The 23,714-nt window shown below is 69.8% G+C and carries 21 protein-coding genes; 14 read left to right on the forward strand and 7 right to left on the reverse strand.

What is annotated here, in order from left to right; translation table 11 throughout:
* Positions 1–783: 783 nt before the first annotated feature.
* The 3 genes from PKA16_RS07580 to PKA16_RS07590 all read right to left on the reverse strand — a co-directional run bounded on the left by PKA16_RS07580 (position 784) and on the right by PKA16_RS07590 (position 2,768).
* Complete coding sequence (locus tag PKA16_RS07580; protein ID WP_324401937.1) at positions 784–1,908, reverse strand: patatin-like phospholipase family protein; 1,125 nt, start codon at positions 1,906–1,908, stop codon at positions 784–786.
* 420 nt (positions 1,909–2,328) lie between these two features.
* Positions 2,329–2,460, reverse strand: coding sequence for a hypothetical protein (locus PKA16_RS07585; RefSeq protein ID WP_324401939.1), 132 nt, complete (start codon positions 2,458–2,460; stop codon positions 2,329–2,331).
* Entirely contained in the window at positions 2,457–2,768 is a 312-nt protein-coding gene (locus PKA16_RS07590; RefSeq protein ID WP_324401941.1) for a hypothetical protein, read from the reverse strand. Before PKA16_RS07590 ends, PKA16_RS07585 begins: the two co-directional genes overlap by 4 nt.
* 179 nt (positions 2,769–2,947) lie before the next feature.
* On the opposite strand from PKA16_RS07590, the gene PKA16_RS07595 reads away from it, so the two are divergent.
* On the forward strand, positions 2,948–3,877 hold the full coding sequence (locus PKA16_RS07595) for a LysR substrate-binding domain-containing protein (protein ID WP_324401943.1): 930 nt from the start codon (positions 2,948–2,950) through the stop codon (positions 3,875–3,877).
* A gap of 254 nt (positions 3,878–4,131) precedes the next feature.
* Here the strand turns inward: PKA16_RS07595 and PKA16_RS07600 are convergent, their stop codons facing one another.
* Both PKA16_RS07600 and PKA16_RS07605 read right to left on the reverse strand, forming a co-directional pair.
* Positions 4,132–5,448 carry an MFS transporter gene (locus PKA16_RS07600; RefSeq protein WP_324401945.1) on the reverse strand — a complete coding sequence of 439 codons (1,317 nt, stop codon included), beginning with the start codon at positions 5,446–5,448 and terminating at the stop codon, positions 4,132–4,134.
* A gap of 63 nt (positions 5,449–5,511) precedes the next feature.
* Positions 5,512–8,034, reverse strand: a complete 2,523-nt coding sequence (locus tag PKA16_RS07605) for an FtsX-like permease family protein (protein WP_324401947.1) — start codon at positions 8,032–8,034, stop codon at positions 5,512–5,514.
* Between the two features lie 96 nt (positions 8,035–8,130).
* Between PKA16_RS07605 and PKA16_RS07610 the strand changes: the two genes are divergently transcribed.
* From PKA16_RS07610 to PKA16_RS07660, 11 genes are all read left to right on the forward strand, one after another.
* On the forward strand, positions 8,131–9,039 hold the full coding sequence (locus PKA16_RS07610; RefSeq protein ID WP_324401949.1) for a crotonase/enoyl-CoA hydratase family protein: 909 nt from the start codon (positions 8,131–8,133) through the stop codon (positions 9,037–9,039).
* Positions 9,036–9,560, forward strand: coding sequence for a GNAT family N-acetyltransferase (locus PKA16_RS07615; protein ID WP_324401951.1), 525 nt, complete (start codon positions 9,036–9,038; stop codon positions 9,558–9,560). The genes PKA16_RS07610 and PKA16_RS07615 overlap by 4 nt, the downstream gene beginning before the upstream one ends.
* Positions 9,561–9,731: 171 nt before the next feature.
* Positions 9,732–10,208, forward strand: a complete 477-nt coding sequence (bfr, locus tag PKA16_RS07620; RefSeq protein WP_324401953.1) for a bacterioferritin — start codon at positions 9,732–9,734, stop codon at positions 10,206–10,208.
* Positions 10,209–10,514: 306 nt separating this feature from the next.
* On the forward strand, positions 10,515–12,701 hold the full coding sequence (locus PKA16_RS07625; protein ID WP_324401987.1) for a TonB-dependent siderophore receptor: 2,187 nt from the start codon (positions 10,515–10,517) through the stop codon (positions 12,699–12,701).
* A gap of 206 nt (positions 12,702–12,907) precedes the next feature.
* Positions 12,908–13,597 carry a Fe2+-dependent dioxygenase gene (locus PKA16_RS07630; protein WP_324401955.1) on the forward strand — a complete coding sequence of 230 codons (690 nt, stop codon included), beginning with the start codon at positions 12,908–12,910 and terminating at the stop codon, positions 13,595–13,597.
* Positions 13,598–13,728: 131 nt separating this feature from the next.
* On the forward strand, positions 13,729–14,805 hold the full coding sequence (locus PKA16_RS07635) for an alpha-hydroxy acid oxidase (RefSeq protein ID WP_324401957.1): 1,077 nt from the start codon (positions 13,729–13,731) through the stop codon (positions 14,803–14,805).
* A 104-nt stretch (positions 14,806–14,909) separates the two neighbouring features.
* The gene (locus PKA16_RS07640) at positions 14,910–15,134 is read left to right on the forward strand and encodes a (2Fe-2S)-binding protein (RefSeq protein ID WP_324401959.1); all 225 of its coding nucleotides are present in this window, start codon (positions 14,910–14,912) and stop codon (positions 15,132–15,134) included.
* Between the two features lie 203 nt (positions 15,135–15,337).
* Positions 15,338–16,051 (forward strand): energy transducer TonB, encoded by a 714-nt coding sequence (locus PKA16_RS07645; RefSeq protein WP_324401961.1) that lies wholly within the window; start codon positions 15,338–15,340, stop codon positions 16,049–16,051.
* Between the two features lie 6 nt (positions 16,052–16,057).
* A complete protein-coding gene (locus PKA16_RS07650; protein ID WP_324401963.1) occupies positions 16,058–16,774 on the forward strand; it encodes a MotA/TolQ/ExbB proton channel family protein in 717 nt (238 codons plus the stop codon).
* Positions 16,775–16,802: 28 nt separating this feature from the next.
* Positions 16,803–17,225 carry a biopolymer transporter ExbD gene (locus PKA16_RS07655; RefSeq protein ID WP_324401965.1) on the forward strand — a complete coding sequence of 141 codons (423 nt, stop codon included), beginning with the start codon at positions 16,803–16,805 and terminating at the stop codon, positions 17,223–17,225.
* Entirely contained in the window at positions 17,212–17,436 is a 225-nt protein-coding gene (locus tag PKA16_RS07660; RefSeq protein WP_324401967.1) for a hemin uptake protein HemP, read from the forward strand. Before PKA16_RS07655 ends, PKA16_RS07660 begins: the two co-directional genes overlap by 14 nt.
* A gap of 606 nt (positions 17,437–18,042) precedes the next feature.
* Here PKA16_RS07660 and PKA16_RS07665 read toward each other — a convergent pair.
* Together PKA16_RS07665 and apbC are read right to left on the reverse strand one after the other, a co-directional pair.
* A complete protein-coding gene (locus tag PKA16_RS07665; protein ID WP_324401969.1) occupies positions 18,043–18,816 on the reverse strand; it encodes a DUF2726 domain-containing protein in 774 nt (257 codons plus the stop codon).
* Between the two features lie 354 nt (positions 18,817–19,170).
* On the reverse strand, positions 19,171–20,262 hold the full coding sequence (apbC, locus tag PKA16_RS07670) for an iron-sulfur cluster carrier protein ApbC (protein ID WP_324401971.1): 1,092 nt from the start codon (positions 20,260–20,262) through the stop codon (positions 19,171–19,173).
* A 96-nt stretch (positions 20,263–20,358) separates the two neighbouring features.
* Here apbC and PKA16_RS07675 point away from each other — a divergent pair, with 96 nt between their 5' ends.
* Together PKA16_RS07675 and metG are read left to right on the forward strand one after the other, a co-directional pair.
* The gene (locus PKA16_RS07675; RefSeq protein WP_324401973.1) at positions 20,359–21,573 is read left to right on the forward strand and encodes a patatin-like phospholipase family protein; all 1,215 of its coding nucleotides are present in this window, start codon (positions 20,359–20,361) and stop codon (positions 21,571–21,573) included.
* A 34-nt stretch (positions 21,574–21,607) separates the two neighbouring features.
* Complete coding sequence (gene metG / locus PKA16_RS07680) at positions 21,608–23,683, forward strand: methionine--tRNA ligase (RefSeq protein ID WP_324401975.1); 2,076 nt, start codon at positions 21,608–21,610, stop codon at positions 23,681–23,683.
* The last annotated feature ends 31 nt before the right edge of the window (positions 23,684–23,714 follow it).

Genomic DNA, 23,714 nt, shown 5'->3' on the forward strand with positions numbered 1-23,714 from the left:
CAGGTTGAAGGCGACGCTGAATAAGTCTCCGTGATGCGGCGCACCCTGCATGGGGATGGGATGCAAGGCGCGAAGCGCAGCAATAGCCGAAGCTATTGCGAGCATTTGCAACGCCGCAGACCGCCGCAGGCAGGGATGCGCAGCGCGCGAGGGACTTGTTCAGCGTTGCCTGAACCTAAAACGGCAGTTGGAGGCGTTCGCCCAACAGGTGGAGGTGATCGAAGCAGCGGAAGTCAAGGTTCATGCGGATCTCGTGAAGAAGGCAAGCGGTCAACTGCCGTTTTGGGTTGAAACCTCGCAGATGCAGCCGCAGGCATCCAGTCGCGCACCCGATTCCTGCCGTGCTTCCCACCAGGAGAGTGGGCGGTAGAAGGCGCCGAAGCGAAACGTGCGAAAAGCGAGGACAGCGTGGTGATACCGACAAGCCCAGGGTGACCCCCTGGGTGCGGTCGGCAGCACCGCGATGGACCGGTTTCTCGCGCGTTGCAGCCGGCGCACCTTCTGCCGCCCACGCTCCTAGTGCAGTGTTTCACGCTATCAGGCACTTATAAAAGCCAGAAAAAGGTTTGCAGCAAGGCGCGGTTCGCAGCCAATGCTGGCGGCCTTGGCAAGAACTGCAACGCCGCCGCGAGCCTTTTTCTGGCTTCCCGCAGGGCGAGCCGCCAAGGGGCCATCTGCTTTGTTGCGTGGCCTTGACATGGACCCACCATGCCTGCGGCCACGCGCCGCGCAGCTGGCCCCTTGGCGACTCGTTATAAGTACCTGATAGCGTGAAACACTGCACTAGCCGCGCGGGGGCGGCTTGTCGCCGTTCGTGCCGGACCTGGGCCAGAGATAGCGCAGCAGGGCCGAACCGACGCCGCCCTGTGGCGCTGCCTCGGCGGCATCCACCTCCAGGCGCAGCGGGTCGCCATAGTCGCGACGCAGATTGACCGTGCTCTTCTCGCCCACCGCCGCAAGGCCGCGCCTGAGCCAGCGCCGGGCCGACTCCCGGCCGAGCTCGAACAGCTTCTCCACCGTGCGCCGCTGCGGCGCGACCTTGCTGTCGGCCGGCATCTCGGCCAGCGCCTCGCCGCCGTCGATGCGGTGCACGCGGATCGGCGCCAGTCCCTCGTCCACCACCCCACGCGCCACCAGTTCATTGATCAACGCGATGGTGCGCATCTGCGCGATCAGGCTGGCGTTGAAGGTCAGGTCGTTCACGCGGTCGCTGATCTGCTCCGAGGTCAGCAGCTTGCCGGTGCGCTGCAGCGGGTTGATCTGCACCAGCAGCAGGTCACGCGTCTCGCCCATCTCGACCAGGGGGCCAAGCGCCGGGTTGGCCGAATAGCCACCGTCCCAGTACAGCCTGCCGTCGATCTCCGGCGCGCGAAAGAGTTGCGGCAGGCAGGCCGAAGCCATCACCGACTGCGCGCTCAGGCCGCGGCCCGAGAAGATCCGCGCATGCCCCGTCGCCACGTCGGTCGCGGCCACGAATACGCGCGGCGACTTCAGGCGTGTCAGCCGTTCGAAATCGATCTCGCGCTCGACCAGCTCGCGCAGCGGATTGATGTCCAGCGGATTGCTCTGGTAGGGCGAGACCTGCGTCAGCGCGCCCGGCAGCGCCCCCATCATCAGCCGTGTCAGGCGCGCCGCGCTGTCGCTGACGCCACCCAGTGCCATGATGCGCGTCCACAGTCGCGCCAGGGCCGCGCGCGCGCCTTCGGCCGGGTCGCGCTTCTGATCCAGGGCATCGACCCAGCCATGCGCCAGCGCCACGGCATTGAGCGCACCGGCACTGGTGCCGCTGATGCCGGCAAACGCCAGCCGCCCGTCCATCAGCAGCGCGTCGAGCACGCCCCAGGTGAAGGCGCCGTGCGCCCCGCCCCCCTGCAGCGCCAGATGGCAGAGCTTGGGTTGGTCACTCATGCAGGTTCGGTGAAGCCAGACAAGCGGGCATGGTACGAGCTATCAGGGGTTTCGCTGTGCGCGGCCATGAAGTCCGGACTCTACGCCTCAGGCGACCGGCGTCGATGCGCGGCAGGGCGCCATGCAGCACCGCGAACGGTGTGCCGATCTCCCGGGTGCGGTGCAACGGGCGCTCGCGGAAGTCGGACGTGGCGCGCCGCGCCGGAATGACGCTGCTGCGCGTCGGCGGCGCAGGCGTGCCGCGGGTGCTGCTGGCGACGGTGGATCGCCGGGCTCTTCGGAGCGCTGCCGGGGAGGCCGGAAGATCGGTTGATGAAGAGATTTCCCCGCCTGTGAACGCCCCGTCCCGCTTGTGACAAGGCAAGCCCGGCCAACAGAAGACCCGCGGGTCACGCGGGTCGGAGCGACCGCGGTGGCGATTCAACCCGAATCCGGCAGCGGACCGCTCGTGAACAGCTCGAACGCCGCATGGGCATTGAGCTTGGCCGCTTCGATCCGCTCACCGGTTGGGTGAGCGCGCCATGTGCCCGCCAGTGCCGGCTTCAGGTTCAATCGACGTTGCCCGAGGCCGGGTGGAAGCCGTGCGCCAGCCCGTCGCGCAGCTGAGCAACCACGACTGTGCGATCGACTGGATGCGGCAGCGCCCCCGCGTCGGTATCGCCGTTGCTGTGTTCGCCCGCGGCAGGCGGTGACTGGATCGCCAGCGCCACGACTTCGTCGCGCGTGACACTGGGGGGCGCCGCACTCTGGAAGTTGTCGAAAAACGGGCCCTCCCCGCAGGCAGGCATGGCGGCGGACGCGACAGTGGCCGTCAACGCCAGCCCCAGTGCGGTCACGTATGGGGTCAACCGGGTGGTCATGATGAAACTCCTGGAAAGTCCGCAAAGCGATTGCAACCGGGACGAAGGCATGGAAGCACGGACTCCTTCCCATGGGACTGGCCCGCTCTGGTTGCCAACCCCATGCCGCCCACTGTGAGCCTTGTGTACGCCTGGAAAAAGCAGTTCAATGGAATGTTCATCATTCCAGGCCGTGAACAATGGACACCCTGGAGCTCCTGCGTACATTTCGCGAAGTGGCCCGGCGCAACAGTTTTGCGGCTGCCGCACGCGCACTCGATCTGGCACCGGCCACGGTAAGCAAGTACGTGGCCGAACTGGAAACGCGCTTTCACCTGCGCCTGTTCAACCGCAGCACGCGCCACGTCTCGCTGACGGACGCCGGCCAGTTGCTGATCGAACACAGCGGGCTGGTGGTCGATCTGATCGATCGCGCCGAGGACGCCATGAGCGATCGCGCCGCGCGGCCCGGCGGACGCCTCAACCTGAGCGCACCCCACGTTCTGGTGCAGACAGCGCTGATGCGGCGATTGGCGGACTTCATGCTGCTCCATCCCGACATCTCGATCAACCTGTGGCTCACCAATCAGGTGGCCGATCTGGCCGAGGACGCGATCGACCTGGCGTTTCATGTCGGCCCCGTGGCGGAGAACAGCCAGATCGTGCGTCGCCTGTTGCGGCTGGAGATGGTCGTGGCCGCCACGCCCGACTATTGGCGCGAGCATGGCCGACCCGAGCATCCACGTGAGCTGGTCACCCACCGCACGCTGGCCGTGGCGCCGCCAGGCGAAACGCCGCACTGGCATTTCAGCGTTGGCGGCAAGATCGTGGATTTGCCGTTGCGGGCGATCTGCACCGCCTCCGACTCCTCGCCCATGGTGCCGCTGGCGCTCAAGGGCGCCGGCGTGATTCGCGGCTCGCGCATGCTGCTGGGCGACTGGATCGCGCTGGGACGGCTTGAGCCGCTGTTTGGCGAATACTCGCCGCGCAATCTGTGGCTGCATGCAGCCTACGCCCAGCGCCACCACCACAGCGCGGCACTGCGGGCGCTGCTGGATTTCCTCGAGGTGCAGATGCGCCGTCCCGCGCCGGGTGGGGCCGCCAGCGGGTCCGCGAACCTGTCGGCATGAACCCGCGCACTGCCCCGTCGTGCCGGCGCCGGCCGCGCGCAAGCGCTCCCGTCATGAACGACCCCCGGCCGAAACCCGCCCCAGGGTCTGCGAATGCATGGATGGGGTCCGAAAGGGTTGCCTGAAGACACGCGACCCGGGCACAAGGCGCAGTCATGGCCCGTGCCATGGCGTGCACCCGCAACGACGAACGGGCGGGTTCCGGCAGTCAGGGCGGGCGCAAGGTCATCTTGGGCTCTCGCGCTGCGTCAGCATCACGAACCGTCCGCCGCTGACGGCGGCACCCCATCGCCCGTTGCCAGCCGTTCGGCTTGCCCCTCGCGCGCTGCCTGGCGCGCGCGCCAGACGAGCAGCGCCAGCGCCAGCGCCGCCGGCAGGGCGAGTGCGGCAAAGGCCAGGCGGTAGCTGCCGCTGGCGCCGGCCAGCGCGCCGAAGGCGGGCGAGCCGAACACCACGCCCATGAAGGTGAACAGCAACGTGCCGCCGGTGGCCACCCCCGCCTGGCCGGGCGGCGCCTGGCGCGCGACCGCGGCCAGGTAGACACCGTTCCAGCCGATCGCCGACCCGCCCAGCACCGCGACCACCAGCCAGATCACGGCGGTGGACCAGCCGCCTTGCAGCACGGCGGTAAGTCCGCTGCCCAGGATCATCAGCGCCGCCAGCAGCATCAGCGTGCCGCGCGCCCCCGGCCCGCGGTCGGCAAGCGCACCCCAGCCGATGCGGCCCACCACCCCGGCGAGCTGCGACACCGACAGCGCCGCGCCCGCGGCCACCAGCGACAGCGCCAGCGTCTCGTTCAGGTAGGTCACGAGGTAGGTAGTCACCGAAACCTGCACGGCGGAAAACAGGAAGGACACCGCCGCCAGCACCGCCAGCGGCCGGCTCGCCAGCACCAGCTTGAGCGGCGTGAGCAGCCCCGCCAGCTGCAGCCGCTGGCTGCGCTGCCGATCGGCATCGAGCGCGCGGCGCAGCGGCTGCGCCAGCGCGATGCAGGCAATGCAGGCCAGCGCCACCAGCACCAGCGTCGCTTGCCAGCCCAGCAGCAGCAGTGCGCCCGGCACCACGGCCCCGGCCAGCATGCCGCCGAGCGGCACGCCGGTCTGCTTGACCGAGAACACCAGCGACATGCGGTGCGCCGGCGTGGTGAGCGCCAACAGGTGCGAGCTGGCGGGCGTGATCGGCCCGTAGCCGCAGCCGATCAGAAAGCCGCCCAGCGCCGTCGCCGGCCAGGCCGGGACGGCCGCCAGCAGCAGGCCAACGGCGCACAGCAGCAGCGCCACCTGGCTCACGCGGATCGCGCCGTAACGCGGCACCACTGCGCCCGACACCAGGCTCGCCGTCATCGCCGCCAGATAGCCCAGGGCGATGAAGCCGCCGACCCAGGCCGTGGACAGGCCAAGTGCCGGCGCCAGCGCCGGTGCCATCACGGGCACCGTCAGCAAAGCCATCGAGGCCATGGACTGCACCGCGGTGGTGATGGCGAGCGCGGTCCAGGCGCCGGGCAGGGCGACCCCGCCCGGAGCGCTACCGGACCGGGCCGTCGCGTGGGCTCCCTGGCGTTGCTGGTTCAAGTCGTCCTCTCCCGCGCGCCGACCGGTGGCGCGCGCCTGCATTCTGGGCCAGCCGGCACCGCCCTACTCGGCCGCGCGCCGCAGCGTCTGCACCACGGGCCGGCGCAGCACCTCGCGCAGGCCCCACCATCCCGCCGCCAGCGCCAGCACGGCGCCGGCCGCGCCGCCGGCCAGCGGCACCCAGGGCGGTGCGCTCCAGCTGAAGTCGAAAACCTGGTGTGCCAGCGCCCAGCCGACCCCGATGGCGACGCTGCTGGCCAGCACGCCGGCCAGCAGGCCGACGCCGACGAGCTCGGCACGCTGCACGCGCGCCAGCAACTGGCTGCTCGCGCCCACCGCGCGCATGATGGCGAATTCGCGCGCGCGCTCCTCGCGCGTCGCGCTGACGGCGGCGAACAGCACCACCAGCCCCGCCACCAGCGTGAAGCCGAACAGGAACTCGACGGCGCGGACCACCTGGTCCAGCACGCGCTGCACCTGGGCGATCGACTGCTCCATGTCGACGTTGGTGATGTTGGGAAACTGGCGCACCAGCGCGTGGTCGAAGCCCGGCGTGCCGGGCGCGCGATAGGCGGCAATGTAGGTGATCGGCAGGTCCGGCATTTCGGCCAGCGGGAACATGGCAAAGAAGTTGACGTGCATCGACGCCCAGTCGACCTTGCGCAGCGAGCTGATGCGCGCCTGCACTTGCAGGCCGGCGACATCGAAGCGCAGGCGGTCGCCCAGCTTCAGCCCGAGCGTGCTGGCCAGGCCCTGCTCGACGCTGATGGCGCCGACCTCGCCCGGCGTCCACTGGCCCGCCACCACGCGGTTGTGCACCGGCTGCTCGGCCGCGTGCGAGAGGTTGAATTCGCGCTCGACCATGTGGCGCGCGCGTTCGTCGGCGTAGTCGCCGGGCCCGACCTCACGCCCGTTGATCGCCACCAGGCGGCCGCGGAACATCGGGTACCAGTCCATCTGCGTGACGCCGGCATCGCGCAGCGCGGCGCGAAAGGCCTGGTCCTGGTCCGGCATGATGTTGATGACGAAGCGATTGGGCGAGTCCGCCGGCGTGGCGGCGCGCCAGCTCGCGATCAGGTCGGTGCGCAGCAGCACCAGCAACACCAGTGCCAGCAGGCCGACGGCCAGGCTGCTGACCTGCACCACCGCGTAGCCGGGCCGCGCCGCGAGCTGGCGCGTCGCCAGCACCAGCCAGCGCGGCGCACGCTGCTCGTGCACGAGCCGCCGCAGCAGGGCCACGGCGGCCCAGGACAGCACGGCGAACAGCAGCACGGCACCGGCGAAGCCCCCGACCGCGATCAGCCCCAGCACCAGGTCGCGGCTCACCGCCAGCAGCAGCGCGGCAAAACCCGCGATGCCCAGCGCCAGCACTGCGAACGACGCGGGCTTCAGCAAGCCGACGTCGCGCCGCAGCACGCGCAGCGGCGGCACGCGGGCCAGTTGCAGCACCGGCGGCAGGCCGAAGGCCACCAGCAGCGTCAGGCCGATGCCCAGGCCCAGCAGCAGTGGCCAGGCGCTGGGTGGCGGCAGCGCACCGTCCACCAGTCCGGCCAGCAGCGCGACGAAGCCGAGGTGCACGGCGTAGCCCAGCAGCACGCCGAGCACGCTGGCCACCAGGCCGACCAGCAGGAACTCGGCCGCGTAGGCGCCGGCGATGCGTCGCTGCGGCAGGCCGAGCACGCGCAGCAGCGCGCAGTCATCCAGGTGCCGCGCGGCAAAGCCGCGCGCCGCCAGCGCCACCGCCACCGCCGACAGCAGCGCCGCGAGCAGGGCCACCAGGTTGAGGAACTTCTCGGCCCGGTCCAGCGTGGTGCGCATCTCGGGCCGGCCCGAGTCCAGCGTCTCCAGCCGCAGGCCGGCCGTGCCCGGACGCGCCAGTTCCTGCTCCGCCCAGCTGCGCCAGGCCTGCACCGCGGCCTCCGGCCCGGCCAGCGCCAGGCGCCAGCTGATGCGGCTCGCCGGCTGTACCAGGCCGGTGGCGGGCAGGTCGGCCGCGTTGATCAGCACGCGCGGGGCGAACGCCATGAAGCCGGCACCGCGATCCGGCTCGAGTGCAATCAGTGCGCCGATGCGAAAGCTGCGGTCGCCCAGCAGCAAATCATCGCCCGGCTGCAGCACCAGGGCTTCCAGCAGGGACGGATCGACCCAGGCCTCGCCGCGCGCGGGCACGGCCCGCGTCGGCACGCCCACCCGGTCCTGCGCGTCGCGGGCCAGTCGCAGCGCGCCGCGCAGCGGGTAGCCCGCCTCGACCGCCTTGAGCGCCACCAGACGCGAACTGCCGCCCTGCGCGTCGGGCGCCCGACCCATGGTCGGAAAGCCCAGTGTCAACGCCTGGTCCAGGCCCAGCTCCCGCGCGCGCGCGCTCCAGGCGGACGCCGGCGCATGGTCGCCCACCAGCACCACGTCGCCGCCCAGCAGCTGGCGTGCATCGCGCTGCAGGCCGCCCTGCAGGCGGTCGGAGAAGAAACCCACGCTGGTGAGCGCCGCCACGGCCAGCGTGACCGCGACCAGCAACAGGCGCAGCTCGCCCGCGCGCAGATCGCGCCACAGGCTGCGCCACCCGAGAGTCCATGCCGAAGCGTTCATCGACCGCACTGTACGCAAATCCCGGGCGCTTTACCCGGGCACCCGAAATCGTTGATTGGCATGATGCGCACCATGGAACAGTCCGAGGAGACCCCCATGCCCGCTTTCAACACCCTGCGCATCGACAAGGACCCCGAGCAGCCGCGCATCGCGCGCCTGCTGCTGAATCGCCCCGAACGCCTGAACGCCATCACCGACGACATGCCGGGCGAGATCCGCGCCGCCGTGGACTGGGCCGTGGTCGACGACGAGGTGCACGTGATCGTGGTCGAGGGCGCCGGCAAGGGCTTCTGCGGCGGCTATGACCTCGCCGCCAGCGCCGAGCAGCAGATCGAGCATCCCTGCCAGCAGGAGTCGACGCCCTGGGATCCGGCGCTCGACTACCGCACCATGAAGCGCTACACGGAGGACTTCATGAGCCTGTGGCGCTGCCCCAAGCCGACCATCGCCCAGGTGCACGGCGCCGCGGTGGCCGGCGGCAGCGACATCGCGCTCAGCTGCGACCTGCTGGTGATGGCCGAGGACGCGCGCATCGGCTACATGCCGACGCGCGTCTGGGGCTGCCCGACCACGGCGATGTGGACCTACCGTCTCGGCCCCACGCGGGCCAAGCAGCTCATGTTCACCGGCGACCTCATCGACGGGCGCACCGCAGCCGAATGGGGCCTGGCCAACGTCGCCGTGCCGGCGGCCGAGCTGCATGTGGCAACCAGGCGCCTGGCCGAGCGCATCGCCGGCGTGCCACGCGGCCATCTGCAGATGCACAAGCTGGTGGTCAACCAGGTGATGCTCACCATGGGGCTGGAGCAGACGCAGATGCTGGCCACCGTGTTCGACGGCATCACGCGCCACAACCCGGAGGGCCTGTGGTTTCGCCGCCATGCACAGGCGCACGGCTTCAAGGATGCCGTCGAGTGGCGTGACAGCGGCCGCCCCATCCCCGAGGGGGCGGAGGCACAGGCGCTGATCCGCGAGCTGGAACAGGCGCGTCGCAAGGCCCCATGAGACTGCGCGGCCACCAGCCGTCGGATCTCGAGCCGCTGCTGGCGCTGTTCACGGCGTCCGTGCATGGGCTGGGAGGGGCGCACTACGATCGCGCCCAGCTGGCGGCACGGGCACCGCCAGCGCCTGACCGGGCTCGCTGGAGAGAACGCCTGGAGCAAGCCCACACCCTCGTGGCCGAGATCGACGGCCAGCCGGCCGGCTTTCTCTCCTGCCGACTGGACGGCCACATCGAGCAGCTGTTCGTCGCGCCGGGCCACGCACGCCGGGGCGTTGCCACCCGGCTCCACGCGCAGGCGGAGGCCATGCTGGTCGCGGCCGGCATCCGTGAATTGACCACCGAGGCCAGCCTGGTGGCCCGCCCGTTCTTCGAGCGCCACGGCTTCATCGTGCATGAAGCGCAGAGCGCCGAGCGGCAAGGCGTCGTGCTGCGGCGATATGCCATGCGCAAGGAGATTTCGGCAGCCGCCCGGCCGGCGGCCCGACAACCCGGGCACGGGAAAGACGCGATCGGCGGGAAATGAAGCCGAAGCACGCGAGGAAGACGCAGCAAAATATCCAGGAACAGGTCTTCTTCTGCATCTTCTGCGCAATCTCTGCGTCCTTTGCGCATGGATGTTCGAACGCCCGGACACTTGCGATCGCCAGGGCACTGCCTAGAATGGACAGCACCGACACCACATCCGGAGAACGCCATGAAGGGCGACGCCACCGCCATCGGCCATCTGCAGGCCCAGCTCAAGAACGAGCTCACGGCCACCAACCAGTACTTCGTGCACTACCGCCTGCTCAAGCACTGGGGCCTGGACAAGCTGGCGGCGAAGGAGCGTGAGGAATCGATCGGCGAGATGAAGCACGCCGACCTGCTGATGGACCGCATCCTGGTGCTCGACGGCCTGCCCAACCTGCAGGACCTGGGCAAGCTGCTGGTGGGCGAGGACGTGCCCGAGATCCTGGCCTGCGACCTCAAGCTCGAGCAGGCGGCCCAGGCCACCATCAAGGACGGCATCGCCCACTGCGAAAGCGTGCGCGACTACGTCTCCCGCGACCTGCTGCGCCGCATCCTCGACGACACCGAGGAACACATCGACTTCCTGGAAACCCAGATCGAGCTGCTGGACAAGGTGGGCCTGCAGAACTATCTGCAGAGCCAGATGGGCGACGCAAGCTGACGCCGCCACACGCGGACACGCAAGGGGCCGCAAGGCCCCTTTGTGTTGGCGCCGCCGCGGCGCATCGGGAAAACGTTGAATGATAATGCTTCTCATTCGCGTAGAATCCGCGACTTCGTTGCCAGCCAGCCAACGGCCCCCGTGACGCACACCCTGCGCGCGGGTGGCTGCGTCAGCCAGCATCCCGTTCCACTTTCCTGGCTGAACGCTGTCATGTCCGCTCCCAGATCGACCCGGTCCCGCCGGCGCGCAGAACGCGCCCCTTCACCCATCGCCCATTCCGCACCCTTGCTGCCACTGGGCGCCATGCTGCTCGCCGGTTCGCTGGGCTCGCCTGCATTCGCGCAGGGCACGGCGACTGCCGAGCCCGCCAGCAGCGTCGCCGGCACGCTGGGCACCGTGACGGTGCAGGACACGGTCCTGGGTGCCCCCAGCACCAGCAAGACGCAGCTGCGCGCCACGCGCACCGAGATCGGCAAGGGCAACCAGGAGCTGCGCGACATCCCGCAAAGCGTCACGGTGATGACCGAGAAGCTGATCCAGGATCGCAACCTGGACGACTTCCGCGAGGTGTTGCGCGCCACCGCCGGCGTCACGTTCCAAGCCGGCGAAACCGGCGAGGAGGACGTGCGCCTGCGCGGCTTCTCGCTCGGCCAGGCCGGCGACATCTACCGTGACGGCATGCGCGACGCGCCGCTCCACGAGCGCGATACCTTCGACGACGATCGCGTCGAGATCATCAAGGGTTCGGCCTCGATGCTGTTCGGCAAGGGCTCCACGGGAGGCGTGGTCAACCAGGTCAGCAAGCAGCCCTTCCTGATGACCCAGCACGAAGCCAGCGCCACGCTCGGCACCGGCAGCCTGAAGCGCGTGCAGGGCGACTTCAACTGGCAGACCGGCCCGGACGCCGCATTTCGCCTGAACCTGCTGGGCCACGACGCCAGCAACTGGGGCGCCTGGCAGCGCAAGCTCGGCGTGGCGCCCACCTTCCGCTGGGGCATCGGCACGCGCGACGAGTTCTCGGTGGGCCTGTACGCGCTCGATGTCAAGGGCCGGCCCAACTACGCCCACCCCTGGCTGCTCGGGGGCGAGGCCGGTGACGCCAGCCGCAGCATCATTCCGACGCTGCCGGCGAAGAACTTCTACGGTCTCGCGGGAGACCACCTCGACACCTCGGCCACCTACGCCACGCTGGGCCATGTGCACCGCCTCGCGGGCGGCGGCGAGCTCAAGACCCGGCTGCGCGCCGGCCGCTACAAGCGCGACCTGCTGGGCAGCCCGATCGGTTTCCAGGCCCCGCGCCCGACGGCACTCTCGGACATCACCGGCAGCACCGTGCTGACCCGCAGCTCCAAGGGCCGCATCGGCGAGAGCGACATCCTCATGCTGCAAAGCGACTACAGCAACCGCCATGGCTGGGGTGGCATGGAGCACGAGTTGCTGGCCGGCTTCGACGTCTTCGACGAGAGTGCCAAGCGCAACAACAGCTATGCGAACCCGGCACCGCGTCCCAACACCACGGTGGGCACGCCCAACGACGGCGCCTGGGTGCCCGACACCCGCCCACCGCTCGCCTTCAACCGCTTCAGGTCGCGCAGCATCGGCGCTTACCTGCAAGACACCGCCGCCCTGACCGACACCGTCAAGCTGGTGGCCGGCCTGCGCTTCGACCACTTCAAGGGCTCGTACCGCAACGCCGACGGCACGCTCAGCAACGAGCGCAGCGACAACCTGTGGAGCCCGCGCCTGGGCCTGCTCTACCAGCCCGACGACGTCTCCTCGTACTACCTGTCCTACGGCACCTCGTTCAACACATCGGGCGATGCCTACCAGTTCGGCGTCAGCGTCAATGCCAACACCGGGCGCTCGGCGAAGACGCCACCCGAGAAGAGCCGCAACATCGAACTGGGCGGCAAATGGGATCTGCTGGACAAGCGCGTGCTGGCCGGAGTCGCCCTGTTCTACAGCCAGAAATACAACGAGCGCAACACCGATCCCGACACTGCGGCCGCGCAGGAGCTGCTGTCCGGCGAGCGCCACGCCGCGGGCATGGAGTTCAACCTGGCGGGGCGCGTCACCCCGGCCTGGGAATTGTTCTGGAACCACACCTGGATCCCGGCCGCGAAAATCGACAAGAGCAACGTCGTGATGAACCCCGCCGGCACCGGTGCCCAGGTGCAAGGCGACCGTCCGGGCCTGACGCCGCGCCACAGCGGCAGCGTCTGGACCACCTACCGCGTGCTGCCCGAGCTGCGCCTGGGACTGGGCGCGAACTACCGCTCGAGCCAGAATCCCGAAGGTCAGCGCAGCTACAGGGCGCGGGGCTTCGTCACCTTCGACGCCATGGCCGAATACAGCTTCAGCGAGCTGTATTCGCTGCGGCTCAACGTCACCAACCTGACCAACAAGCTCTACGCCGACACGCTGTACCGCGGCTTCTACCAGCCCGGCGCGCCGCGGCGTGTCGAGCTGACCTTCAAGGCGCTGTTCTGACGCATGCCCGATGACTTCGCCGCAGGCGCGGCTTCGATCGCGAATGACCGACGCCACCCCGAGCCTTCGGCGTTGGCGCCCGTGCACGGCAGCGATGCTCTTCCAGTACACCTGATCACCATCCCTGTCCCGGAAGCCGAACGGCCATCTCGGCCATTTGTCCCAGGCGATCGCGCCAGCGATGCCGTCACCCGTCACCCTCCACCATGCTGATCCACCTGAAGAACCTGCTCACCCCCGATGAAGTCGCGCAGGCGCGCGCCCTGCTGCTGGCCGATGACGCGCCCTGGACCGAGGGGGCGCGCAGCGCCGGCGGCCAGGCCGCGACGCGCAAGAACAACCAGCAACTGGCGCAGGACAGCGCAAGCGCCGCCACGCTGCGCGAGCTGATACTGGCAGCGCTCAGGCGCGATCCGGTGTTCTTCTCGGCCGCGCTGCCGCGGCGCATCTTCAACCCGCTGTTCAACCGCTACGAAGGCGCATCCAACCACTACGGCCAGCATGTCGACGGCGCCGTGCTGCACTCGCAGGCCACGGGCGAATGGGTGCGCAGCGACCTCTCCTGCACCGTGTTTCTCGCGGATCCGGATGAATACGACGGCGGCGAGCTGGTGGTGCACGACACCTTCGGCCCACAGGCCGTCAAGTTGCCGGCGGGCGACGCCGTGCTCTACCCCGGCAGCAGCGTGCACGAGGTGCGCCCCGTGACGCGCGGCGCGCGCATCGCCAGCTTCCTGTGGATCGAGAGCATGGTGCGCGGCCAGGAGCAGCGCCGCCTGCTGTTCGAGATGGACATGGCCCTGCTCAAGCTGCGCCAGCGCCACGGCGAAACCGACGAGGCGATCCGCCTCACCGGCACCTACCACAACCTGCTGCGCATGTGGGCGAGTACTTGATACCCCCTGTGCCGCTGCGCGGCTCCCCCCAAGGGGGACGCACCCAGTCGCCGGGAAGACCCCGGCCACGGGTGCCTACGGATGGCCTGCTCCGCGGCTTCCGGATCGACGAGCGCCAGTAACAATCGAGCATGCCTGACCCGATCGTCACGCTCGCCGACCAGGCCGCAGCCGCGCAGGCGCGGCTGGATCCGGCGACCTGGGCCTTCTTTGCCGGCGGTGCCGGCGACGAGCACACCCTGCGCGCCAACATCGAGGCCTGGCAGGAGCTCACGCTGTGGCCACGCGTGCTGCGGCCGCTCGCCGGCGGCCACACGCGCGTGCGGCTGGCGGGACGCGAGCTCGCGCACCCGATCCTGCTGGCGCCGGTGGCGCTGCAGCGGCTGGCCCACCCCGAGGGCGAGTGGGCCAGTGCGCTGGCGGCCGCGGCGCAGGGCGCAGGCTACGTGCTGGGCACGCAGTCCAGCGTCCCGCTGGAGCGCGTGGCCCAGGCCGTGCTGGGCGACCCGGGCCGCGGACCGCTGTGGTTCCAGCTCTACTGGCAGGCGGATCGCGGCTTCAACCGCGCCCTCGTGCAGCGCGCCGAGGCCGCCGGCTACGAGGCCCTGGTGCTCACCGTCGACGCCCCGGTGCAGGGCATGCGCGACGCCGAACGACGCGCCGGCTTCGTCCCGCCGCCCGGCATCCGCGCCGTGCACCTGCAGGACGCACCGCTGCCGGCTGCCGCGCCCGACACCTACTGCGCCGGCGTGCCGGCCCATGCCCCCGGCTGGGACGACGTCGCCTGGCTGCAGGCGCAGACACGGCTGCCGCTGTGGCTCAAGGGCGTGCTGCACCCGCTGGACGCGCGCCAGGCGCAGGCGCTCGGCGCCGCCGGGCTGATCGTCAGCAACCACGGCGGCCGCACGCTCGACACCACGCCCGCCACGGCCACGGCGCTGGCGCGGGTGCGCGCCGCCGTCGGCGCGGAATTGCCGCTGCTGGTCGACGGCGGCATCCGCCGCGGCACCGATGTCCTGAAGGCGATCGCCCTGGGCGCCAGCGCCGTGCTGGTCGGTCGGCCAGTGGTACATGCCCTGGCCGCCGGCGGCGCGTTGGCGGTGGCGCAGATGCTGCGCCTGCTGCGCGACGAGCTTGAAATGGCCATGGCGCTGGCCGGCTGCGCCAGCCTGGTCGAAGCCGGGCCGCAACTCCTCGCGTCAGGCTGACCCTGGATGCGCGGTCGCCCAGGGGGCAGGGCTGGGATTTCCCTTGCAATGCGATTGATTCTCATTTATTATCCACTCCTTGTCGAAGCATTGCCGAGTCCACCATGATCGTCTGCGTCTGCAACCGAATTTCCGATCGCGAAATCACGCGCCAGGTGCGCGCCGGCATGAGCTTTGACGACATCCAGCTCGAACTGGGCGTGGGCACCTGCTGTGGGCGCTGCGAGGACTGCGCGCGCGAACTGGTGGTCCAGTGCAGCGCGACGCAGCCAGTGGCCGCGCTGCGGCAGGCGCAGACGCTGGACGGCTCGGCCTGGGCTCGGGCATGATGGCGCGTTGCGGGGTCGCCGCATGAACCACGCTGCCCTGCTCGCCGCGCTCGGTGCCCTGGCCCTGGTGGTCGTCGCCATGGCCTGGGTGCTGCGCCGCTGAGCCCGGGCAAGCTCCCGGACTCGCCGCGCCGGTCCTGGCACGGCGCCGATCGCGGGCGACCTGTCTGCCCGATTTGATGCCCATTTCCGCTCCGCACCCCATGTCGCAGCCTGGTCGCAACGCCCTGATCATCGGTGGCGTGCTGGCCATGCACGCCGCGGGCCTGTGGGCGCTGCAGCACGGGCTGCTGCGCGCACCGCCGCGGGAGATCGTGGTGCCGGCCCAGCTCCTGGCGGAATTCGTCGTGCCATCGCCACCCGCACCACCCCCGCCCGAACCGGTACCGCAGCCCGTGGTGCAACCGCAGCCCGAACCGCAACCCGAGCCCCCCAAGCCCCGTGTCGCCCGGCGTCCGGTGGCGGCAAAGCCGCGGCCCGTGCATCGTCCCACGCCGCAACCGTTGGCCGTGGCCGAGGCCGAACCCAGTGCACCGGTGGTGGCCGCCGCGCCACCCGCCCCGCCGGAGCCGGTGTTCGAACCGCCACCCCCTGCGCCCGCGGCCCCGCCGGCGCCAGCGGCACCTCCGGCCATCGTCCAGCCCTCGTCGAGCGCGGCCTACCTGAACAACCCACCACCCCCCTACCCGACCATGAGCCGGCGCCTGGGCGAGTCCGGACGCGTCGTGGTGCGCGTGCTGATCGGTCCCGACGGCCGCGCCCAGGACGCACGCATCCAGCAGTCCAGCGGCTACGACCGACTCGACCAGGTGGCGCTGGAAACCGCACGCGACCGCTGGCGCTATGTGCCCGGCACGCGTGGCGGCGTGCCGGAGGCGATGTGGTTCAACGTCCCGATCAATTTCGTACTGGAGTGAGCTGACATGGATTCGCAATTCGGCCTGATGCACGTCTGGAGCCAGGGTGACCTGGTCACGCGTGCCACCTTCGCGGCATTGATCGCCATGTCGGTGCTGTCGTGGGTGGTGATCCTGATCAAGGCACTGGACGTGATGCGCGCCAAGCGCCAGGCGCAGCGCGTGGAGGGCTTCTGGCACTCCAGCGACATGGCCGAGGGCCTGTCCAAGCTCGGCAAGGACGGCGGCAACCCGTTTCGCGACCTGGCGCTCGAAGGGCGCGAAGCCGCCGCCCACCATCGCGCGACCCAGGCCCAGTTGCACGACACGCTGGACGTGAGCGACTGGATCTCACGCGCCCTGCACAGCAGCATCGACACCAGCAGCGCGCGCCTGCAGGCCGGCCTGGCGATCCTCGCCTCGGTCGGCTCGACAGCGCCCTTCGTCGGCCTGTTCGGCACCGTCTGGGGCATCTACCACGCGCTGATGCGCATCAGCACGGCCGGCCAGGCCTCGATCGACCAGGTCGCCGGGCCGATCGGCGAGGCCCTGATCATGACCGCGCTGGGCCTGGCCGTGGCCATCCCGGCCGTGCTCGGCTACAACGCCCTGGTGCGTGGCAACAAGACCATCCTGGCGCGGCTGGGGCGCTTCGCACACGACCTCCACGCCTACTACGTCACCGGTGCGCGCGTCACCATCGGCGGCAGCGACACCAACATCGTGCCCATGAAGAAGGCCTGACCCGAGGGCCCGACCGGAGATTCACGCCATGGCTGGATTCGTCAACAACGAGCCCGACGAGATGATGAACGAGATCAACATGATCCCGTTCATCGACGTCATGCTGGTGCTCCTCATCATCTTCATCATCACGGTGCCCGTGCTCAAGCACGCGGTCAACATCGAGCTGCCGCGCGCCAGCAACGAAAGGGAAGTGCTGCAACCGCAGACGCTGCGCCTGTCGGTCAAGGCCGACGGCAGCTACTGGCTGGGCGACGAGGCGGTGAGCGATGCCGAGCTGGCGCAGCGCCTGCGGCAAGCCGGCCAGCTCGATCCACAACCCGGCCTGCACATCCGCGGCGACCGCGACGTGCGCTACGAGCGCGTGGCACAGGCCATGGCGGCGGCGCAGCAGGCCGGCATGAAGAAGATCGGCTTCATCACGGAACCGGTGCACGATGACGCGCACTGAGATCGAGGGCGACGCGCGTGGGTGCGCGCCGGAGCGTGGGTCCGATCGCGTCGGCACCCTCCCGCCGACCGAGCAGTGCGCCTACGGCCTGGACGCGCCGCTGGCCAGCGAATACCTGTTGCGCGGGCGCCGGGAAATCGCCATCAGCCACAACGGGGCCATCTACCGCCTGCGCGCCACGCGCCTGGGCAAGCTGATCCTGACCAAGTAACCCTGGATACGGCTCGTGGGCTCCTCTCGAATGCCTCCGAATCCTCCGGGCTGCGGCCCTTCAGCACGGCAACTGGGCGCAGTTGCACGGCATGAACACGCCATGCTTCTTCCGCCAGCATCATCCGCGCCGAGCCGGGCGGCGTTGTGCGTGGTGGCTCACGGCAGGAGGTCGCCCCGGCACCCTTGCCAGGACCAGTCCGGCCAGGGGCCGCGTCCACTCACGGGGGCCGGCGGCGTGCAGGCGCTCCTGGAGCCCCGGCGCCCATCCGCGCACGACGCGCCGACAACAGCACTGCCGGGCTCGTCCAGCCGCCGGATTCGACAGGCCCTGAAGTGGCCCGAAGCACGACAGATGACGCATGGGCTCCCTGGCGCCGGCAGGGCGCGGAAGTCATGCGCCATGCCCCGCCCGCAGGAGAGCGACGCGGACGGAGACCTTCTTCATCGTGGGTCGCGCCCCCTGGGCGCGCTTTGACAGGGCCAGCCAGCCGTCCCGCGTGTCGGGCGCGCCAGCCAGCCTTCTTTTCCTGCCCATCGCGCGGCACCGCGCTTCGCCGCGCGATCGACCGGCGGCCGGGGATGAAGGCCGTCCCGGAGCGGGTTCCTACGAGCGCTTGCGAATGCCGGACCAGGGATCGCCCTCGTTGGCCGGTTGCAGGCGCATCAGGTCGGTCAGGCTCATCACATCCGAATAGGCCCCGCCCTGCGCGCGATCCGCCTGCGACGTCTGGAAGCCCGTGCTCGACCGACCCGTGGCTGCATAGCCCGAGTTTTCGAAGCTGGTGGACGCGGCAAACCCGGAGGAGGCAAAACCACTGTCGGTGAACCCGGAAGCCGTTGGCGCCGGCCGGGCCGCCGAGAGCACCCGCTGGCGCAACACCTCGGGCGCGGGCCAGGTCGCCAACGCCCCCTTGAAGCGGATCAGGCGAATGCCAGCGGACCGCAGCGCGCGGTTCTTCTCGGCCATGCGACGCTGCGCATGCGGATCGTCGCGATCGTGCAGGCTGTCGATTTCAAAAGCGTACAGCGGCTTGCCATCTTCGGCGCACAGCAGGAAGTCGACCCGCCGCGCATTCAACCACTGGCGCGCCTCGACCCGATCGCGACCCTTGCGCACGCTCAGGAAATGACCCAGGCGCGGCCGAAACAGCACCGCGCCGTCGGGAAACGCCGCCTGCAGGTAGCGCAGCAGGGCCACCTGTTCATCGGTGATCGGCGCGCGCGGGGCGAACTCGTCACCCGCGCTGGTCGCCGGGTCCGTCCGCGGCGCGTAGCTGCCACGCCACCACAGGGCGACCAGGGCACTGAGCAGCAGCAACAGGACCACGGCGAGCACCAGGCCATTCATGGTCACCGATCCCGCCCAGTCGGTCAGCATCGAAGCGTTCAATAGATTCATTCTGGAAACCCCCCTCGTCAGGTCGATACCCTACGCTTCCATCGCGGCGCGCACAATCACCTGTTCAGGGTAACCCGACGTAACAAGGCCCGGAGTGTAACCCCGGTTTCGCGGCGCTCCATTCCCCTGGGAGGGACGGCGCACCCCGGGGCCAGGGGGCAACCGCTGCCGGGGGTCTCCACTCCAGGCCTGCTCCGTGGCCATCGCGACAAGGCCGTTTCATGCCTCCAGGACGGTGTAGCGCGGCACCGCGTGCAACGGACGCCGCGCCGCACGCAGGAGCCAGGCCCATGACGCCGCACGCGGCATCATGGAGACCCGCTCGACGCTGCCTCACGTATCGTGCGACACGGTGATGGTGGGCAGCTTGCCGGAAAAATCCCTGGCCCGGCTCGCAATCCGGACCGCCACCTGGCGCGCGATCTGCTTGTAGATCGCCGCCACCTCGCCCTCGGGCTCGGCCACCACCGTGGGGCGGCCCGAATCGGTCTGCTCGCGGATCGCCAGCGCCAACGGCAGCGCGCCCAGGTAATCGATGCCCTTCTCGGCCGCGTAGCGCTTGCCGCCGTCGGCGCCGAAGATGTGCTCGACGTGGCCGCAATTGGAGCACACGTGCACCGCCATGTTCTCCACCAGGCCGAGGATCGGCACCCCCACCTTCTCGAACATCGACACCGCCTTGCGCGCGTCCGCCAGCGCGATGTCCTGCGGCGTGGTGACGATCACCGCGCCCGACAGGGGCACGCGCTGGCTCAGGCTGAGCTGGATGTCGCCGGTGCCCGGCGGCAGGTCGACCACCATGTAGTCCAGGTTCGACCAGTTGGTCAGGCGCAGCAGCTGCTCCAGCGCCTGCGTGGCCATCGGGCCGCGCCAGATCATGGCCTGGTCGGGCGTCACCATGAAGCCGATCGAGTTGACCTGCAGGCCGTAGTTGACCAGCGGCTCCATGGACTTGCCGTCGCGGCTTTCCGGCTTGCCCGACAGGCCGAGCATGAGCGGCTGGCTGGGCCCGTAGATATCGGCGTCGAGCACGCCCACGCGCGCGCCCTCGGCCGCCAGCGCCAGCGCCAGGTTGGCCGAGGTGGTGCTCTTGCCGACGCCACCCTTGCCGGACGCCACGGCGATGATGTTCTTCACCTGCGGCAGCGGCAGCATGCCGCGCTGCGCCGTCAGCGCCTGGATCACGCTGGTGACGTTGACCGAGACGTTGTCCACCCCCGGCAGCGCGCGCACCGCGGCGATCAACGCCTGGCGCAGCGCCGGCACCTGGCTGCGGGCGGGATAGCCCAGTTCGATGTCGAACGAGACATCGCCCCCGCTGACCTGCACGTTCTTCAGGCTCTGGGACGAGACAAAATCATGGCCGGTGTTCGGATCGACCACCGTTGCCACGGCGCGCTCGATATCCTGTTGTGTGGTGCCCATCTGGATTGACCCTGTGTCTGTGTATCTGATCAGCCGCTAGTCTATTCGGCGCGCCGGCCGCGCCCAAGGGCAGCACCCATGACCCTACCCGCCACCATGAATGAGCCTGCCGTTCGACCTGCAAGCACCGCTGGCACCGCCCTGCTGCTGACCGGCGGCGGCGCGCGCGCCGCCTACCAGGTGGGCGTGCTGCAAGGCCTCGCGGCGCTGCAGCGGCGCTACCGTCCCGGCCAGCCCGCCCTGCCCTTCGACATCGTCGTCGGCACCTCGGCGGGCGCCATCAATGCCGCCGCGGTGGCCAGCGAAGCCGACTGCTTTCGCCTCGGCGTGGCCCGCCTGGCCCACGTCTGGAGCCGCTTCCGCACCCGTCAGGTGTACCGCGCCGACCGCTCGCACGCGCTGGGAGCCAGCCTGCGCTGGCTCGCCCTGATGTCGCTGGGTTGGCTGCATGCCCGCGACGATCGGCTGCAGCCGCACTCGCTGCTCGACAACGCGCCGCTGCGCATGCTGCTGCGCGGCAAGCTGCGGCTGGAACGCCTGCCCACCCTGCTGGCCAGCGGCCAGTTGCGTGCGCTGGCGGTCACCACCTCGTGCTACAGCAGCGGCACGCACGTCACTTTCTACGACGGCGTGGACGAGATCCGCGACTGGGGACGCCCGCATCGACAGGCGGTGCGCTGCGCGATCGACGTCGAGCACCTGATGGCCTCGTCCGCCATCCCGTTCGTGTTTCCGGCTGCGCGCATCGCCGCCGGCAGCCAGGTCGCCTACCACGGCGATGGCTCGATGCGCCAGCTCAGCCCGCTGGCCCCGGCCATCCACCTGGGCGCGCGGCGCGTGCTGGCGGTGGGCGTCGCGCACGCGCACGAGCCGGCCGAGGACTGCTTCATCCAGAGTCCCGGCTACCCCTCGCTGAGCCAGGTCGCCAGCCACGTGCTGTCCAGCATCTTCCTGGACACCCTGGCCGGCGACGCCATGCGCCTGAAGCGCGTCAACCACACCTTGTCCCTGCTCGGCCCCGAGCAGCGCGCCGCGACGCCGCTGCGGCCGGTCGAACTGCTGTCGATCACGCCGTCGCGCCGCCTCGACGAAGTGGCGGCGCGCCATACCGCCAGCCTGCCGCCGGCCATGCGCATGCTGCTGTCCAACCTGGGCAAGCGCGGCAATACCCTGAACACGCGCAGCGCCGCGCTCGCCACCTACCTGCTGTTCGAGGCCGGCTACACGCGCGAGCTGATGCGCCTCGGGCGCGCCGACGCGCTGGCCCAGGCGCCGGCCATCGCGCGCCTGCTGGGCTGGCCAACTTCCTAGAATAGGCAGTTTTTGCCGCGCCCATCCCCCATCCATGACCGCCCGCCAGATCTTCGTCACCACCGCCCTGCCGTACGCCAACGGGCGCTTCCACATCGGCCACATCATGGAATACATCCAGGCCGACATCTGGGTGCGCTTCCAGCGCATGACGGGCGCCGAGGTCAACTTCGTCGGTGCCGACGACGCGCACGGCGCGCCGATCATGATCGCGGCCGAGCAGGCCGGCAAGACGCCCGAGGCCTTCGTCGCCGAGATCGCCGCCGGCCGCGCCCAGTACCTGGACGGCTTCCTGATCGGCTTCGACAACTGGCACAGCACGCACAGCCCCGAAAACACCGAGATCTCGCAGGCCATCTACCGCGACCTGAAGGCCGCCGGCCTGATCGAGTCGCGCACCATCGAGCAGTTCTACGACCCCGAGAAGGGCATGTTCCTGCCCGATCGCTTCATCAAGGGCGAGTGCCCGAACTGCCATGCGAAGGACCAGTACGGCGACAACTGCGAGGTCTGCGGCGCGGTCTACGCGCCGACCGAGCTGATCGAGCCCTACTCCGCCCTCTCCGGCGCCAGACCCGAACTGCGCAGCAGCGAGCACTTCTTCTTCAAGCTGTCGGATGCGCGCTGCATCGAGTTCCTGCGCGGCTGGATCCAGCGCGTGCAGCCCGAGGTCGCGAACAAGGTGCGCGAATGGATCACGCCCGACGAAGGCGGCCACACGAAGATGGGCGACTGGGACATCTCGCGCGACGCGCCGTACTTCGGCATCCCGATCCCGGATGCGCCGGGCAAGTACTTCTACGTCTGGCTCGACGCACCGATCGGCTATCTCGCCAGCCTGAAGAACCTGCTGGAAAAGCGCGGCCAGAGCTACGCCGACTACCTGGCGCAGCCGAATCTCGAGCAGTACCATTTCATCGGCAAGGACATCATCACCTTCCACACCCTGTTCTGGCCCGCGATGCTGGAGTTCAGCGGCCGCAAGGTGCCGGACAACGTGTTCGTGCACGGCTTCCTCACCGTGAACAACGGCGAGAAGATGAGCAAGAGCCGCGGCACCGGGCTGGATCCGCTGAAATACCTGGAACTCGGCATGAACCCCGAGTGGCTGCGCTACTACCTTGCGGCCAAGCTGTCGGGGCGCAACGAGGACATCGACTTCAACGCCGAGGACTTCATGCTGCGGGTCAACAGCGACCTGGTCGGCAAGTTCGTCAACATCGCCAGTCGCGCGGCCGGCTTCATCCACAAGCGCTTCGACGGGCGCCTCTCGGCCGTGGCGGTCGCCGACGCGCCACTGCTCGATGAATTGCGCGCGCTGCGCGAACGCATCGCCGAGCTCTACGAGCAGCGCGACTACGCCCGCGTGGTGCGCGAGGTGATGGCGCAGTGCGACCGCGTCAACGCCTACGTCGATCAGCACAAGCCCTGGGAGCTGGCCAGGCACCCCGAGCAGGCCGCGCGCCTGCACGAGGTCTGCAGCGCCTGCATCGAGGCCTTCCGCGTGCTCACGGTCTACCTCAAGCCGATCCTGCCGCGCCTGGCGAGCGAGGTCGCCGCCTTCCTGGTGGCGCCGCCCGAGACCCTGCACGACACCGACCGGGCGCTGGGCGCGGGCTGGCAGATCGGCCCCTACCAGCACCTGATGCAGCGCGTGGACATGAAGCAGCTGGAGGCCCTGTTCGAGCCGCCCGCGCCTGCCCAGCCGGCACGAGTCGCCCCTGAAACCGAAGCAAATCCGAGCGTGCCGGGTGGCGAGGCGATTGCAGGCACCATCGGCATCGACGACTTTGCCAAGGTCGACCTGCGCATCGCGCGCATCGTCGATTGCACGGCGGTCGAAGGCTCGAAGAAGCTGCTGCGCCTGACGCTGGACGCCGGCGAAGGCCGCACGCGCAACGTGCTGTCCGGCATCGCAAGCAGCTACCAGCCCGAGCAGCTCAAGGGCAAGCTCACCGTGCTGGTGGCCAACCTCGCGCCGCGCAAGATGAAGTTCGGCGTCAGCGAAGGCATGGTGCTGGCCGCCAGCCACGCTGACGAAAAGGCGCAGCCCGGCATCTACCTGCTGGAACCCTGGCCCGGCGCCGAACCCGGCCTGCGCGTACGCTGAAGCGCCGAGGGGCATGCGTGGTGGCCTGCAG

Source organism: Ottowia sp., from assembly GCF_035325765.1.
Taxonomy (GTDB): Bacteria; Pseudomonadota; Gammaproteobacteria; order Burkholderiales; family Burkholderiaceae_C; genus Ottowia.

Excerpts from the sequence above, each read along its gene's own strand:
- PKA16_RS07580 (WP_324401937.1), bottom strand. The coding sequence starts at position 1,908 with ATGAGTGACCAACCCAAGCTCTGCCATCTGGCGCTGCAGGGGGGCGGG.
- PKA16_RS07590 (WP_324401941.1), bottom strand. The coding sequence starts at position 2,768 with ATGACCACCCGGTTGACCCCATACGTGACCGCACTGGGGCTGGCGTTG.
- PKA16_RS07595 (WP_324401943.1), top strand. The coding sequence starts at position 2,948 with ATGGACACCCTGGAGCTCCTGCGTACATTTCGCGAAGTGGCCCGGCGC.
- PKA16_RS07605 (WP_324401947.1), bottom strand. The coding sequence starts at position 8,034 with ATGAACGCTTCGGCATGGACTCTCGGGTGGCGCAGCCTGTGGCGCGAT.
- PKA16_RS07610 (WP_324401949.1), top strand. The coding sequence starts at position 8,131 with ATGCCCGCTTTCAACACCCTGCGCATCGACAAGGACCCCGAGCAGCCG.
- PKA16_RS07615 (WP_324401951.1), top strand. The coding sequence starts at position 9,036 with ATGAGACTGCGCGGCCACCAGCCGTCGGATCTCGAGCCGCTGCTGGCG.
- bfr (WP_324401953.1), top strand. The coding sequence starts at position 9,732 with ATGAAGGGCGACGCCACCGCCATCGGCCATCTGCAGGCCCAGCTCAAG.
- PKA16_RS07625 (WP_324401987.1), top strand. The coding sequence starts at position 10,515 with ATGCTGCTCGCCGGTTCGCTGGGCTCGCCTGCATTCGCGCAGGGCACG.
- PKA16_RS07630 (WP_324401955.1), top strand. The coding sequence starts at position 12,908 with ATGCTGATCCACCTGAAGAACCTGCTCACCCCCGATGAAGTCGCGCAG.
- PKA16_RS07635 (WP_324401957.1), top strand. The coding sequence starts at position 13,729 with ATGCCTGACCCGATCGTCACGCTCGCCGACCAGGCCGCAGCCGCGCAG.
- PKA16_RS07640 (WP_324401959.1), top strand. The coding sequence starts at position 14,910 with ATGATCGTCTGCGTCTGCAACCGAATTTCCGATCGCGAAATCACGCGC.
- PKA16_RS07645 (WP_324401961.1), top strand. The coding sequence starts at position 15,338 with ATGTCGCAGCCTGGTCGCAACGCCCTGATCATCGGTGGCGTGCTGGCC.
- PKA16_RS07650 (WP_324401963.1), top strand. The coding sequence starts at position 16,058 with ATGGATTCGCAATTCGGCCTGATGCACGTCTGGAGCCAGGGTGACCTG.
- PKA16_RS07655 (WP_324401965.1), top strand. The coding sequence starts at position 16,803 with ATGGCTGGATTCGTCAACAACGAGCCCGACGAGATGATGAACGAGATC.
- PKA16_RS07660 (WP_324401967.1), top strand. The coding sequence starts at position 17,212 with ATGACGCGCACTGAGATCGAGGGCGACGCGCGTGGGTGCGCGCCGGAG.
- PKA16_RS07665 (WP_324401969.1), bottom strand. The coding sequence starts at position 18,816 with ATGCTGACCGACTGGGCGGGATCGGTGACCATGAATGGCCTGGTGCTC.
- apbC (WP_324401971.1), bottom strand. The coding sequence starts at position 20,262 with ATGGGCACCACACAACAGGATATCGAGCGCGCCGTGGCAACGGTGGTC.
- PKA16_RS07675 (WP_324401973.1), top strand. The coding sequence starts at position 20,359 with ATGAATGAGCCTGCCGTTCGACCTGCAAGCACCGCTGGCACCGCCCTG.
- metG (WP_324401975.1), top strand. The coding sequence starts at position 21,608 with ATGACCGCCCGCCAGATCTTCGTCACCACCGCCCTGCCGTACGCCAAC.